Source organism: Microbacterium sp. bgisy207, assembly GCF_057706855.1.
This window is the reverse complement of the sequence record NZ_JBYIPB010000005.1, coordinates 170450-184140: the sequence shown is the minus strand read 5'-3', so window position 1 is coordinate 184140 and position 13691 is coordinate 170450. Positions and strand designations below refer to the sequence as shown.

General features: G+C 68.5%; 12 protein-coding genes. 4 read left to right on the top strand and 8 right to left on the bottom strand.

What is annotated here, in order from left to right; all coding sequences use genetic code 11:
• Window positions 1-3 precede the first annotated feature (3 nt).
• Complete coding sequence (locus tag AC3ENO_RS06565) at window positions 4-465, bottom strand: hypothetical protein (protein ID WP_434969834.1); 462 nt, start codon at window positions 463-465, stop codon at window positions 4-6.
• A gap of 59 nt (window positions 466-524) precedes the next feature.
• Between AC3ENO_RS06565 and AC3ENO_RS06560 the strand changes: the two genes are divergently transcribed.
• The 3 genes from AC3ENO_RS06560 (at window position 525) to AC3ENO_RS06550 (ending at window position 4334) form a co-directional block, all read left to right on the top strand.
• On the top strand, window positions 525-1085 hold the full coding sequence (locus AC3ENO_RS06560) for a GNAT family N-acetyltransferase (protein WP_434969832.1): 561 nt from the start codon (window positions 525-527) through the stop codon (window positions 1083-1085).
• 28 nt (window positions 1086-1113) lie between these two features.
• Window positions 1114-2154 carry an LLM class flavin-dependent oxidoreductase gene (locus tag AC3ENO_RS06555; RefSeq protein WP_434969831.1) on the top strand — a complete coding sequence of 347 codons (1041 nt, stop codon included), beginning with the start codon at window positions 1114-1116 and terminating at the stop codon, window positions 2152-2154.
• A gap of 152 nt (window positions 2155-2306) precedes the next feature.
• On the top strand, window positions 2307-4334 hold the full coding sequence (locus AC3ENO_RS06550; RefSeq protein WP_434969830.1) for an ATP-binding protein: 2028 nt from the start codon (window positions 2307-2309) through the stop codon (window positions 4332-4334).
• Window positions 4335-4397: 63 nt separating this feature from the next.
• Here AC3ENO_RS06550 and AC3ENO_RS06545 read toward each other — a convergent pair whose 3' ends face one another.
• The 3 genes from AC3ENO_RS06545 to pgi form a co-directional block, all read right to left on the bottom strand.
• The gene (locus AC3ENO_RS06545) at window positions 4398-4964 is read right to left on the bottom strand and encodes a ribonuclease H family protein (protein WP_434969829.1); all 567 of its coding nucleotides are present in this window, start codon (window positions 4962-4964) and stop codon (window positions 4398-4400) included.
• A gap of 195 nt (window positions 4965-5159) precedes the next feature.
• Window positions 5160-6209 carry a glycosyltransferase family protein gene (locus tag AC3ENO_RS06540; protein ID WP_434969827.1) on the bottom strand — a complete coding sequence of 350 codons (1050 nt, stop codon included), beginning with the start codon at window positions 6207-6209 and terminating at the stop codon, window positions 5160-5162.
• 316 nt (window positions 6210-6525) lie between these two features.
• Window positions 6526-8205, bottom strand: coding sequence for a glucose-6-phosphate isomerase (pgi, locus tag AC3ENO_RS06535; RefSeq protein ID WP_434969826.1), 1680 nt, complete (start codon window positions 8203-8205; stop codon window positions 6526-6528).
• A gap of 96 nt (window positions 8206-8301) precedes the next feature.
• Here pgi and AC3ENO_RS06530 point away from each other — a divergent pair, with 96 nt between their 5' ends.
• Window positions 8302-9246 (top strand): aldo/keto reductase, encoded by a 945-nt coding sequence (locus tag AC3ENO_RS06530; RefSeq protein WP_434969825.1) that lies wholly within the window; start codon window positions 8302-8304, stop codon window positions 9244-9246.
• 82 nt (window positions 9247-9328) lie between these two features.
• Here AC3ENO_RS06530 and AC3ENO_RS06525 read toward each other — a convergent pair whose 3' ends face one another.
• From AC3ENO_RS06525 to trhO, 4 genes are all read right to left on the bottom strand, one after another.
• The gene (locus tag AC3ENO_RS06525) at window positions 9329-10813 is read right to left on the bottom strand and encodes a DEAD/DEAH box helicase (RefSeq protein ID WP_488185768.1); all 1485 of its coding nucleotides are present in this window, start codon (window positions 10811-10813) and stop codon (window positions 9329-9331) included.
• Window positions 10814-11038: 225 nt separating this feature from the next.
• On the bottom strand, window positions 11039-12169 hold the full coding sequence (locus tag AC3ENO_RS06520; protein ID WP_488185767.1) for a fatty acid desaturase family protein: 1131 nt from the start codon (window positions 12167-12169) through the stop codon (window positions 11039-11041).
• A 223-nt stretch (window positions 12170-12392) separates the two neighbouring features.
• Complete coding sequence (locus AC3ENO_RS06515) at window positions 12393-12596, bottom strand: cold-shock protein (protein WP_195693661.1); 204 nt, start codon at window positions 12594-12596, stop codon at window positions 12393-12395.
• Window positions 12597-12730: 134 nt separating this feature from the next.
• Entirely contained in the window at window positions 12731-13666 is a 936-nt protein-coding gene (trhO, locus tag AC3ENO_RS06510) for an oxygen-dependent tRNA uridine(34) hydroxylase TrhO (protein WP_434969820.1), read from the bottom strand.
• Between the last annotated feature and the right edge of the window lie 25 nt (window positions 13667-13691).

The window sequence follows — 13691 nt, the reverse complement described above, 5'->3', positions numbered from 1 at the left end:
GGCTCACCATCCGACGATCGCCAGTCCCACGACACCGGCGAGCACACCGAGGAACACCAGCAGGTCCGTCCACGTCGCCACCTGTTCGGCGGCTCCCTTGCCGGGCTTGGCGATGTGGCGCACGCCGGCCAGCAGCAGGAAGATCGCCCCGGGCACGGCAAGCAGAACGCTCCACGTCGGCAGGAACGGGATCGCGAGGGCCGTCACGCCCATGCCGAGGTTGGCGTAGCCGAGCTCCTGCACGATCTGGTTCGCATCCGTCGCCTCGACACCGAGGATCCTGCGGGTACGGTCGGGCTTCATGATCTGGCTCACGCCGGCCAATCCCAGCCGGATGCCGACACCCCAGAACCCCCACCAGATTCCGAACACGAGGAGCGGGTTTCCCCCCGCGACCAGCAGGTGGATCGCTCCGGAAACGAGCGGGAGGATCAACGTTTGCAAGAGGATGATGAATGCGTACACGTGCACACTCCGGATGATCAGGCGGCTTTCGTGCTCACGCTAGCGGTGCGAGCGGCAGAATGGATGCCGTGATCCGCCGCGCCGCCCCCGCAGACGCCGCGGCACTCCACGTTCTCGCTGCCGCGACCTTCCCCCTCGCGTGCCCCCCGGAGTCGACCCCCGCCGATCAGCGCGCGTTCATCGAGGCTCATCTGAGTGAAGCGTCCTTCCAGACGTATCTCACCGACCCGCACCGCGTGCTGCTGGTCGATGAGCGCGATCAGCAGCTGGTCGGCTACACGATGCTGGTGCTGGGCGAACCGACGGATGCCGATGTCCGCGCCGCTCTCGACGACGACGCTGCTCGCCCCGCGGCCGAGCTCTCCAAGTGCTACGCGCTCCCCGCCACGCACGGCACCGGTGTGGCCGCGGGGCTCCTGGAGGAGACGGTCGCCGAGGCGCGCCGCCGCGGAGCCGGGCGCGTCTGGCTCGGGGTGAACCAGCAGAACGCGCGCGCACAGCGCTTCTACGCCAAACACGGGTTCTCCGTGGTGGGAGAGAAGCGTTTCCGGGTCGGCCGTCGTCTCGAGAGCGACTATGTGCTGGTGCGCGACGTCCCCGGCATCCATTCACAGGAATAAAAGCACCCACCTGGAGGTTGCATCACTCATGCAGCGATTCGGAACACTCTCGTTCGGTCATTACGGACCTCTTGGCGGTGGGCACATTCTCACCGCGCAGGATTCCATGCTCCAGGCGATCGATCTCGCGCAGGGCATGGATGACCTGGGCGTCAACGGCGTCTACTTCCGCGTTCACCACTTCGCGCGACAGCAGTCGTCGCCGATGCCGCTGCTGGCTGCCATCGCAGCCCGTACCGAGCGGATCGAGGTGGGAACCGGCGTCATCGACATGCGGTACGAGAACCCCCTGTATCTGGCCGAGGAGGCGGCATCCGTCGACCTCATCAGCGGCGGGCGGCTCGCACTCGGAGTCAGCCGTGGCTCACCCGAGACGGTTGTGCGAGGATATGAGGCCTTCGGGTACACCGGGTCGAGCGATCCGCGCGGTGCCGACATCGCCCGAGAGCACTTCGACCTGTTCCTCCGCGCGGTCGAGGGTGAGGGACTGGCCGAGCGCGACGCGATGAGTCCGTTCGGCGGCGGATCCGGGATGCAGCGCATCGAGCCACACTCCCCCGGACTGCGCTCGCGCATCTGGTGGGGCGCCGGCAACCGCGATTCCGCGCAGTGGGCAGGACGCATGGGCGTGAACCTGATGTCGTCCACACTGCTCACCGAGGACCGCGGTCTGCCGTTCGACGAGCTGCAGGCCCAGCAGATCGACGCGTTCCGCACATCGTGGCGCGAGGCCGGCCACCCAGGTGAGCCGCGCGTGTCGGTGAGCCGCAGCATCTTCCCGATCACGACTGCCGAGGACGAGATGTACTTCGGAGGTCGACAGGACGGCGACGGCGTCGGCTACATCGACGGTATGCGCTCGACGTTCGGCAAGACGTACGCGGGCGCGCCGGACGTGCTCGTCGAGCAGCTGCTGGCGGATGCCGCCGTGCAGTCAGCCGATACGCTCATGCTCACGATTCCGAGTCAACTCGGGGTCGCGTTCAACCTGCGTATCGTCGAGGCCTTCGCGAAGCACGTCGCGCCCGCGCTGGGCTGGCAGCCCACGCGGGACACCGTCACGGCCTGACCTCGAGCAGGAGTCGCCTCCGGTCGCGTCCGCGCCGTCCGGGGCGCCGCACGCCACCGGACGGGCGGACACCGAGACCGCCGCAGGGCGGGATCGCGCGAACGGGGCGTGGCGCCATAGAAGCCGAAGCGCTGGCCCGATAGCGTCAATCCATGGGGTCGGCGGCGTCGGGGCGGCTCGAACTCGCGGTGGCGAGCATCCAGCGCACCCCGCGGTGGTGGGCGTGGGTTCTCGTTGCTCTCGCCCTGTTCGCTCTGTCTCGCCTGGGCGTCGCGTTCACGCCGCTCGGAGGCAGTGTCGCCGCGTGGTGGCCGGCCGCCGGCGTCGCAGCGTGGTTCGTGCTGGTCAACCCGCGCCAACGCCGGTGGGCGGCGTTAGTCCTCGTGTTCGTCGCCACCGGGCTTGCAAACGCCACGGGAGAGCGTGACCTCGTCACCTCCGTCGGGTTCGGTCTCGCCAATGCCATCGAGGCCGGAGTGTTCGCAGCTCTGCTCGATCACCGGGCGACGAGGCGTTTTCGGCTTCGCTCCGTTCGCCACGCGTGGCGCTTCGCTCTCGCGGTGCTTGCGGCGTCGAGCCTGCTCGGTATCCTCGTGGGTCTGGTTGTTCTCGCCGATGGCCGCGAGTTCCTCCCCGCTGCGACTCAGGCAGCGGCATCGCATGCTGCAGCGATCCTCATCATCGCGCCCTTCGCCGTTCTGCCACCCCCGATCTATCTCCGAATCCCGCGCATCGAGGTCATCGCCCAAGTCGCCGCGCTGACCGGGATCCTCGTGTTCCTTGCCGTCGGTGGGGCCGGTCTTCCGTTGACCTTCTTGCCCGTGGGCATTCTGGCCTGGGGATCATTCCGATTTCCGAACTGGGGCTCCTATGTCGAGACCCTGTTGACAGGTGTCGCGGTTCTCGCCATGACGGTCGCGGGCATCGGACCGTTCAGCGAGCCGGGACTCGATCCCCGCACTCAGGTGCTGATTGTCGCGCTGTTCATCTTCATGGCCGGGCTGTACAACCTGTTCCTCTCGACAGCGAGCTACGAGCTGCGCGCTGCGAACCGCACGAGCCGGGACTTCGCCAAGCTGTTCACCGGCGGCTTCATCGATTCCCGAGTCGGCCTGGTCATCGCCGAACGACGTGGCGCCACGTGGCGGGCGCTGCTCGCGAACTCGGCGGCCCGCGGCGTCCTCCGGTCGGAACTGCGTCAGGACGATGTCTGGGTGCACGGCCCCATCCGCGAACACGTCGAGAACAGTCTGCGCACCGGCCATCGTGCGACTTTTGAGACCTCCGACGGCGGGGTCATGACCATCGACGCGTCGACAGTCACCGGCGACGACACACGAGTTGCCGTGCAGGTTTTCGACATCACCGACAGCGTGCGCGCCACCCAGACCCTCCTCGACGCCGAACGCGCACGGGCGACGGCCCTCGCGGCCAAGCTCGATCTCGAGCGTCGTCAGAGCGACTTCGTGGCCACGGCGAGCCACGAGCTGCGCACCCCGATCGCGAGCATCGCCGGGTATCTCGAACTGATCGAGGAATCCGACGAACTGCCGGCGCAGTCGCGGGAGTGGGTCGAGGTCGTCCAGCGCAACACGGCACGTCTGAGCTACCTGATCGACGACCTGCTGATCCTTGCGCGTGTGCAGGAGCGCGCGGATCGCCACTTTCTGATCGCGGAGGTCGCCGTCGCCGACCTCGTCGATGAGGTCCTCACCCGCTACTCACCGTCGGCCCGGCAACGAGGCCTCGAGCTGAGCGTCGGCGACTGCGATGGCCTCGTCCAGGGCGTCCCCTCCGAACTCAGCCACGCCCTGGCGAGTCTCGTCGCGAACGCGGTGAAGTTCACGCCGCGCGGCGGTCGCGTGCGCGTGGAAGCGTCGCACGACGACTCCACGCTCGTTGCCGCCGACGGGTCTGCCCTATCGGCCGTCCGCATCACCGTCCGCGACACCGGCCCCGGGATCGCCGCGGCAGACCTTCCCCACGTCTTCGACCGCTTCTACCGGACGAAAGAAGCGGAGGAGGCGCACGCCCCGGGAACCGGTCTCGGTCTCGCGGTGGCGCAGGAGCTTGCGCACGCCAATGGCGGCATCGTCGAGGTGAGCTCACCGAACCGCGAAGGCGTGATCGCGGCACTGATCGTCCCCGTGGCAGACGAGTGGATACGGCCGGCGCCATGAGAAGAGTGCTGGCCCGAGCCCTCGCCGGGTGAGGCCGCGGATGACCGTGCCGCGCGACGCTCCTCAGCGTCCGGTGCGATCGGCGCTCCCCCGCGGCGGATCCACCGTGACGTCGAGCCGCTCCAACCCGCGCAGAGAGGTCCAGGTCAACGCTTCGCCCCTCGCAGCGTGCTCCGAGGCGCGGACGGCGCGCTCGTCTGCCCAACTGTTGAGCCGATGACCGCTGTGCCCCCGCACATGCTCGAGCACGACATCCGGCATCCCCGCCGCGCGGCGCGCGTCCCGGGCGGCGATGAGACGCTCGAGAATCTCCCGATTGGCGACCGGCTTCTTCGCGCTCGTGACCCAGCCGCGACGGCGATGGCCGTCCATCCATGACGAGTACGTGTCGATCGCGTATTTCGAGTCGGCCTGGATCACCAGCTCCCGGACGTCGGCATGGTCAGCGATGGCATAGAGCAGCCCGAGGAGCTCACCGATGTTGTTCGTTCCCTCGGGGATCGAACCCGCGGCCCAGTGACCGTCTTCTCCCACCCACGCCCACCCCGCGGGGCCCGGGTTTCCCTTGCAGGCGCCATCGGTGGCAACGATGTAGCGATCAGTCGGATGCGGGGAGATCGGTGCGGGCACGCGCTCCAGTCTCTCAGCCTCAGGGCGCCGGTGCCGCCACAGCCACGGCGCATGCGCGAAATCAGCCGACCGCACTCTCCAGCACCTCGAGCGCCCGCCGCGTCCCCTGCTCCGCCGCGATGGATGGCGCGCGCTCAGCGTTCACCGCCGCATACCGGTGGACGGCATCCAGCGCGTCGCCGAGGCGGCGGGCCGTCAGACGTGAGGCCCGGAGCGGACGCGGCGAAAGGCCTTCTCGATAGAGTCGGGCGCCCCAGTACGGCTGGTCGGCGAAGAACGGCACGACGATCGATGTGGCTCCCGCCCGAGCAGCCGCGTGAATCGTGCCGATCCCGCCGCGACGACCCGGGGCAGGACGGCGTCGTGAGGCACCGAACCGGTCACGAAGACGTCGTCGCCACGGAGGCCATCGGGTACCGCGATAGCTCCCAGACCCGTGGCGATGAGGACCCGCAGGCCTCGTTGTCGGGCTGCGGTCACGACTGCCGCCCCCAGCCGGTGCGGATCAGGAGACACCATCGAGCCGAACCCCGCGTAGAGCACGTTCCCGCTGGCGAGAAACTGCTCCATCTGCGGGGAAACGTTCTGCCGGTCCCGCGATGGTGTGTTCCACGCTCCGGTCAGGACCGTGGAATCGGGCCAGTCCGCCGGCCGACGCAGGATGCGGGGACTGATGGGAACCAGCGATGCCCGCGAGGCGAGCCCGCGCGTCGCCGTGACACCGAGGGTGTCCGCCGCTTCCGCGATCTCGCGACGAAACAGCGCGGACGCGCCGGCGGCGGCGCGGTAGGTGAGGCGGTTGAGGGGGCCGAGGGAGCCCGCGACAGTACCCGCGGCGGGAAAGGCACGCGTCGGCGTCACGGCGGGGACGAGTTCGGCGAGGAACCCGGGGATGTCGAGGGCCGCCGCCACGAGCGGGCCGGAGAGGACCTTGGGGTGGAAGATCACCGCATCCGGACTCTCGTCACGCGCCCGCCGCGCCGACTCGACGATGACCGAGCGCATGATGGGACGCACAACCGTGTTCATCGATCGCATCGCGGCCCACGCTGAGAGCCCCTGCGACCGGATGACGGCGCTGTAATCCGCATCCAGCTCCCAGACCGTGAGCCCGGAGAGGTCGGCGCCGGAGGCGCGGGGAACGATCAGGACTGCGTCGTGTCCGGCATCCTGAGCCGCTCGCGCGAGCGCGGCGAACGGCTCCACGTCACCGCGCGAACCCGCCGTCAGCAACACGAGTTTCATGAGCAACCCCCTGAATTGAACAGTTGTTCAGCACAGGCTACCGCGTGACTCAGGTCGCGGCGAGGGCAGGCGATCGTCCCCCGGGGTCAGGACGGGGCGGCGCATGGGCCTCCAGTTCCTCCGCCGCCTCGAGCACCATCAGATCCGCGGCTGAGCACGCGGGAGCGGGCATCGGGCACCCGGGAGCGGACGCCGGAACAAGGGGATCCCGCCGAGGCGAGGGCCGGATGCCGCATCCGCACCCCCGTGTCGGCAGAATCCCCTCACCGTTGCTGCACCGGCGTCCCAGACCGCGGCTCAACCGAGGAGGACCGCGTCAGCCGCGGTGCGCGCGGTAATACTCGAGCAGCGCGCGGGTCGAGGCATCCTGGGCCGCGACGGCATCGGCATCCCCCTCGATCGCCGGAGCGATTTGCAGGGCCAGCTGCTTGCCGAGCTCGACCCCCCACTGATCGAAGGAGTTGATGCCCCAGATCGTGCCCTGCGTGAACACGATGTGCTCATAGAGGGCGATGAGCTGACCGAGCACCGACGGTGTGAGCGCGGGCGCGAAGATCGAGGTCGTCGGGCGGTTGCCGGGGAACGTCCGCGCCGCGACGAGCGCACCCGTCGTGCCCTCTGCCTCGACCTCTTCAGCGGTCTTGCCGAACGCGAGGGCCTTCGTCTGCGCGAGGAAGTTCGCGAGGAACAGGCCGTGCACGTCGCGCCCGCCGTCCTCGAGCGGATAGGCGGGGTTGACGAACGCGATGAAATCGGCCGGGATGAGCCGGGTGCCCTGATGGATGAGCTGGTAGAACGCGTGCTGCCCGTTCGTGCCGGGCTCGCCCCAGAACACCTCACCGGTGTCGGTCACGACCGGCGACCCGTCCCAGCGCACGCGCTTGCCGTTGGATTCCATCGTCAACTGCTGCAGGTACGCCGGGAAGCGGTGCAGCTGCTGCGCGTACGGGAGCACCGCATGGGTCTGGGCGCCGAGGAAGTTCGTGTACCAGACGTTGAGCAGGCCCATGAGCACCGGCACATTCCGCTCGAGCGGCGTCGTCGCAACATGCACGTCGACGGCGTGGAAGCCGGCGAGCAGGTCACGGAAGGCATCCGGACCGAGCGCAATCGTGAGCGAGAGCCCGATGGCCGAGTCCACGGAATAGCGGCCGCCGACCCAGTCCCAGAAGCCGAACGCGTTGTCGGTGTCGATGCCGAACGCGGCGACCTTGTCGAGGGCCGTCGAGACGGCGGCGAAGTGGTGGGCGACGGCATCCGTCTTGGCCGCATCCGATCCGTCGATCGCGCCGGATGCCGACAGTCCCGCCCACAGCCAGTCGCGAGCCAGCCGCGCGTTGGTGAGGGTCTCGAGGGTCGTGAAGGTCTTGGAGGCGACGATGAACAGGGTCGTCTCGGGGTCGAGGTCCGCGGTCTTCTGCGCCATGTCGGTGGGGTCGATGTTCGAGACGAACCGCGCCTCGATACCGGCGTTCGCGTACGGACGCAGGGCCTCGTAGACCATGACCGGTCCGAGGTCGGAGCCGCCGATGCCGATGTTGACGACGTGGGTGACCTTCTTGCCGGTCACCCCGAGCCACTGGCCCGACCGCACGCGGTTCGCGAAGGCATCCATCGCATCCAGCACGGCGTGCACGTCGGTGTCGACATCCTGCCCGTCCACGACGAGCGCGGGGCTCTCCCCCGCCGGCCGCCGCAGCGCCGTATGGAGCACGGCCCGGTCCTCGGAGGTGTTCAGGTGCACGCCGGCGAGCATCTGCGCGAACCGCTCGGCGACACCGGTCTGCTCGGCGAGCCCCACGAGAGACGCGAGCACCTCGTCGGTGATGAGATTCTTCGAGAGGTCGACGTGCAGGTCGGCGAGCGGATGGCTCATCCGCTCGACCCGACCGGGGTCGGTGTCGAACCACGCACGCAGGTCCGGAGCGAATCCGGATGCGGCATTGGTGAGGGCGGACCAGGCGGGCGTGGATGTCGGATCGACGGGTGCGTTCACGACACTCACGCTACCGAACGGCGGCACTCGCGTCAGGGGGGATCGGCCGCGTCAGACCACGGGCGATCCGAACGGATCGGATGCCAGGATGGAGCCATGACCCGCATCGGAAACAGCGACCTCGACATCTTCCCCCTGTGCCTGGGCGGCAACGTCTTCGGGTGGACCGCCGACCGCGACGAGAGCTTCGCGATCCTGGATGCATTCACGGAGGCCGGCGGAAACCTCGTCGACACCGCAGACGGATACAGCGCCTGGGTTCCCGGCAACACGGGCGGCGACAGCGAGCGGATCATCGGCGAATGGCTCGCGGCCAGACCGTCCGCCGATCTCATAATCGCGACGAAGGTCAGTCGTCACCCGGAGTTCCCGGGGCTGAAGAACATCCGCGGCGCGGCGGAGGCATCCCTGCAGCGGCTCGGGGTCGACACGATCGACCTCTACTACGCGCACTACGACGACCCCGACGTCCCGTTGACCGACGTCGTGTCGGCGTTCGGTCAGCTCGTCTCCGACGGTCTGGTGCGCACCATCGGACTGTCCAATTTCACACCCGACCGGATGCGCGAATGGATGCAGACCGCCGACGCGCTCGGCCTCGCCCGCCCGGTCGCCCTGCAGCCGCACTACAACCTCGTGCATCGCTACGAGGTCGAAAGCGAGATCGCGCCGATCGCCGAAGAGTTCGGCCTCGGCATCCTGCCGTACTACGCGCTCGCAAGCGGCTTCCTCACCGGCAAGTACCGGTCACCGGAGGCCGACGGCTCCTCGCCGCGCGCGAAGGCGGCGTCGAAGTACGCCACCCCGCAGGGCCTCCAGGTGCTCGAGGTCCTCGAGCGGATCGCCGCCGCGCACGAGAGCACGATGGCCGCCGTCTCGCTCGCCTGGCTGCGTGTCCAGCCGTTTGTCGTCGCCCCCATCGCGAGCGCTTCGCGTGCGGAACAGGTCGCCGATCTGCTGGCCGGTGCGACGCTGGATCTCACCGCCGACGAACTCGACGAACTGAGCGTCGTCTCGGACTGGACGCCCACCGACATCTGACAGCGAGGCCTGCCGCACTCTGGCAGCCTCCCGAACCCGCCCGACCTTTGACGTCGGGCGGGTTCGGAAGAACCGCGGGGTGCTACTGGGCGGCCGGGCGCTGGCCCGACCCGCGACCGCGCGAACCGCGGCGACGGCGCGCGGGGGCGCCGTCGGTGGCTCGCTGCGGATGACGATCTGCGGTTGCCGGTCCCTGATCGGCCGCATGGCGCGGATTGTGGGCATGCGTGGGCTTTGCCGTGTGACCTGCCTTGGTGGCGCGGGCCGGCTGAGGTCCGCGCCCGCTGCCGCTGCGCTGACCATTGCCGGAGCGCTGTCCGCTGGCGGCGGTCGCTCCCGACCGCGCAGGCCGCGAGGACGACGCTGCCGGAGCCTGCGGCATCATGCGGTGCGCGGCTCGCTCGCCCACAAGCTCATCCACGACGGGCGATGACGCCCGCACGGATTCGAGCTCCACCTGGATGCCTGCCTTCTTCAGCAACTGCGCGATCTCACGACGTTGGGCGTCGAGCCCCACCGTGACGACAGTGCCCTCCGCGCCGGCGCGCGCGGTGCGGCCAGAGCGGTGCAGGTACGCCTTGTGCTCGACGGGAGGGTCGACGTGGACGACGAGCTCGACCTGATCGACGTGCACACCGCGGGCGGCGACATCCGTCGCGACGAGAACCCGGATGCCGCCGGCCCCGGGCTCCGCCGAGAAGGCGGCGAGGTTGCGGTCGCGGGCGTTCTGCGACAGGTTCCCGTGCAGGTCGACCGCGGGGATCCCCGCTGCGCTGAGCTGCTTGGCAAGCTTCTTGGCCTGGTGCTTCGTGCGGGTGAAGAGGATGCGGCGACCCTGCCCCGAGGCGAGTTCGCGAACGAGCGCGGTCTTCTCCTCGGTGCCGGAAACGAGCAGCACCCGGTGGGTCATCTCGCCCGCGGGAACACTGGACTCATCCACCTCGTGGCTGACCGGCGACGACAGGAAACGGCGGGCGAGAACATCGATCCCCCCGTCGAGGGTTGCGCTGAACAGAAGCCGCTGACCATCTGCGGGGGTCGCCGCGAGAATGCGGGTCACGCCCGGAAGGAAGCCGAGGTCGGCCATGTGGTCGGCCTCATCGAGCACGCTCACCTCGACCCGGTCCAGGCGCACGATCTGCTGCTTCATGAGGTCTTCGAGGCGGCCGGGGCACGCCACGACGATGTCGACCCCGGCACGCAGCGCCTGCTCCTGCGGGCGCTGGCTCACCCCGCCGAAGATCGTCGTGACCCGTAGGCCGACGGCGTGGGCAAGCGGCTCGATGGTCGCGGCGATCTGCGTCGCGAGCTCTCGGGTCGGAGCGAGCACGAGGCCGCGCGGGCGGCCTGAGGTCAGCGGTGTCGAGGATGCGGCGATGCGGGCGACCAGCGGCAAGGCGAATGCGATCGTCTTTCCGCTGCCGGTACGGCCACGGCCCAGCACATCGCGGCCGGCGAGCGAGTCGGGCAGCGTGTCGCGCTGAATGGGGAAGGCTTCGGATTTGCCCGAGGCGAGAAGAACATCGGCCAGCCGCGAAGGCACGCCGAGGTCGAGGAAGGTTGTCATGGTGACGCTTTCTGAGATGTGCTGCAGCACGGCATCCGGCGCCCGCGAGGGCAGAGGAACGGATGCGAGGACATGCATCAGCGGGTGGCGACGGCGCGGGTTCGCGCATCGGTTCGCCGTTCGAGAAGAGAGCCGGACCGTCAGGCCGGGATGCGTATCGACGACGCTGGCAGAGATCGGGAACGACCGTCCGCCGTGTTCAGCCTATCAGTGATCCCCGAGCGCTCAGACGCGACGGTATTCGGCGGCCATCGGGCAGTCGAACGGGTCGCGCGCGGCCAGTCCCACACGGTTGAGGTAGTCGATGACGATCGCGTACGACTGCCAGAGCGATGTCTCTGTGTAGGGGACGTCGTGAGTGGCGCAGTAGTCGCGGACGATCTCGCGCGCCTGAGCGAGGTGCAGCCGAGACATGCTCGGGAAGAGGTGGTGCTCGACCTGGTAGTTCAAGCCGCCCATGAGCCAGGTCGCCCACCAACCGCCGGCGACGTTGCGGGAGGTGCGCACCTGCTTCGAGAAGAAGTCGAGCTTCGCGTCAGGCGCGATGATCGGCATGCCCTTGTGGTTGGGGGCGAACGAGGCGCCCATGTAGACACCGAAGACGGCGAGCATGACGCCGAAGAAGGCGAACGCCATCCCCAGGGGCAGGAAGAGGAAGATCGGGACGAGCACGACCCCGAAGCGCAGGCTCAGGATGCCCAGTTCGGTCCACCGCCCCTTGATCGGTCCTCGCGAGAGCAGGTGGCGGAAGCTCAACGCGTAGAGGTTCAGACCCTCGAGCGTCAGCAGCGGGAAGAAGAACCATCCCTGCTTGCGGGTGATCATCCGCACGACGCCACGGGAGGCCGCGGCATCCGTCTCGAGGAACGAGATGGTGTCGACCTCGATGTCCGGGTCCTTACCGACCCGGTTGGGGTTGGCGTGGTGGCGCGAGTGCTTGGAGTCCCACCACGAGTAGCTCATGCCGACGATGCCGCCGAGAACCCGCGCGAGCCGGTCGTTGGCCGGGCCGCTCGCGAGGATCTGGCGGTGCGCCGCTTCGTGAGCGAGAAACGCCACCTGCGTGAACAGGATGCCCAGCGCCGCCGCGATGAGCAGCTGGAACCAGCTGTCGCCGAGCAGGACGAACCCGGTGATCGCGCCGCCGAAGCCGAGGGCGATCGCGCCACCGACAGCGGCGTAGAACCACGGCGTCCGCCGCAGCAGGCCGAGCTCACGGACCACCTGCGAAACCTGCGTGTACGCCCGGGCGATCGGGGGGAAGTCCTCGGAGCGCGCGTACGTCTGGCGCACGGGGCCGAGCCGCGCGGCTTCCGTCACGACGGGGGAAGCAGAAGAAAGGGAGGATGACGGCACAACGGCACCTGATTTCTCTCGTGCGCCGCACGTCGTGCGCGCCGCGGGATGGATGCCAAGGGCGGTTGCCGTTCGCTATGTCCCACCCTACGGACGTCGGCATGTCGCTTCCCGTATGCATCCGGATTCACGGGAAGCGGTCAGGCGGTGGGTCCGGATCCTGGATGCGGAAACGACGAACGCGCCGACTCCGGTGCGGAGCGGCGCGTTCGAGGGGATCGTGTCAGAGTGCGCGAATGTTCGCTGCCTGCAGACCCTTGGGGCCCTGCTCGGTGTCGAACTCGACCTTCTGCGCTTCCTCAAGGCTACGGTAGCCGCTGCCGGAGATCGCGCTGAAGTGCGCGAACACGTCGGCGGAACCGTCATCGGGAGCGATGAAACCGAATCCCTTCTCGGAGTTGAACCATTTGACGGTGCCGGTGGCCATATCGTCTTTTCCTTCGTGTACCTCCGGGTCACAGTGCGTGACCCGCACGCCGGAAGCCGGCGCGGGACTCACACTACGGCACGCGGGGCCGACCTCGTAAGGATGTTGTGATCTCGTGACGAAATGGGTCGCGGTCAGCCACGTGATGCGAGCACGGCGGTCGCCGCTCCCGCGGCCTCGTGGCGCACGCAGCGGGCCGACTCCGCATCCGTGCACGAATCGCACTGCACGACGCGCACGCGGCACTCATCGTCGGCGCAATTGACCATCCGCGACGAAGGTGCACCGCACCCTCGGCAGCTTCCGATCGTCGCGGCATCCGTCCCGAATGTGATCGACTCCCGTCCGTCGAAGACGTACAGCGCACCCTCCCACAGGCCGGCATTGCCGAAGCTCTCCCCGTAGCGGACGATGCCGCCGTCCATCTGATACACCTCGGTGAAGCCGCGCGAAACCATGAGGCTCGAGAGCACTTCGCAACGGATGCCGCCGGTGCAGTAGGTGACGACCGGAGAGTTCTTCAGATGGTCGTACCGGCCCGACTCCAGTTCGGCGACGAAGTCACGTGTGGTCGCGACATCCGGAACCACTGCGTTCTTGAACCTGCCGATCTCGGCTTCGAAAGCGTTGCGTCCATCGAAGAAGACGACCTCATCGCCGCGTTCCTCCACGAGCTTGTGCACCGCACCCGGCGTCAGGTGCGTGCCGCCGCCGACCACACCAGAGCGGTCGACGCGCAGCTCCCCCGGTGCCCCGAAACTCACGATCTCGTCGCGGACCTTCACTGACAGGCGAGGAAAGTCGAGGCTGCGGCCCTCTGCGTCGAGCCCGGAACCCTCCGACCACTTGAAGTCGATGTCGCCGAAACCCGGGTACTCGCGCGTCTTGCGCCAGTACGTCTTCATGGCGCCCAACTCGCCCCCGACTGTCGCGTTGATGCCGTCTTTCGAGATCAGGATGCGCCCGCGAAGCCCGAGCATCTCGCACAGGTCCCGCTGCCACAGCCGCACCGCGGTCGGGTCGGTGATCGGCGTGAACCGGTAGTAGAGGAGGATCTTCGACAGTGCCACCGCACAAGGTTAGCCGGGCGATCCG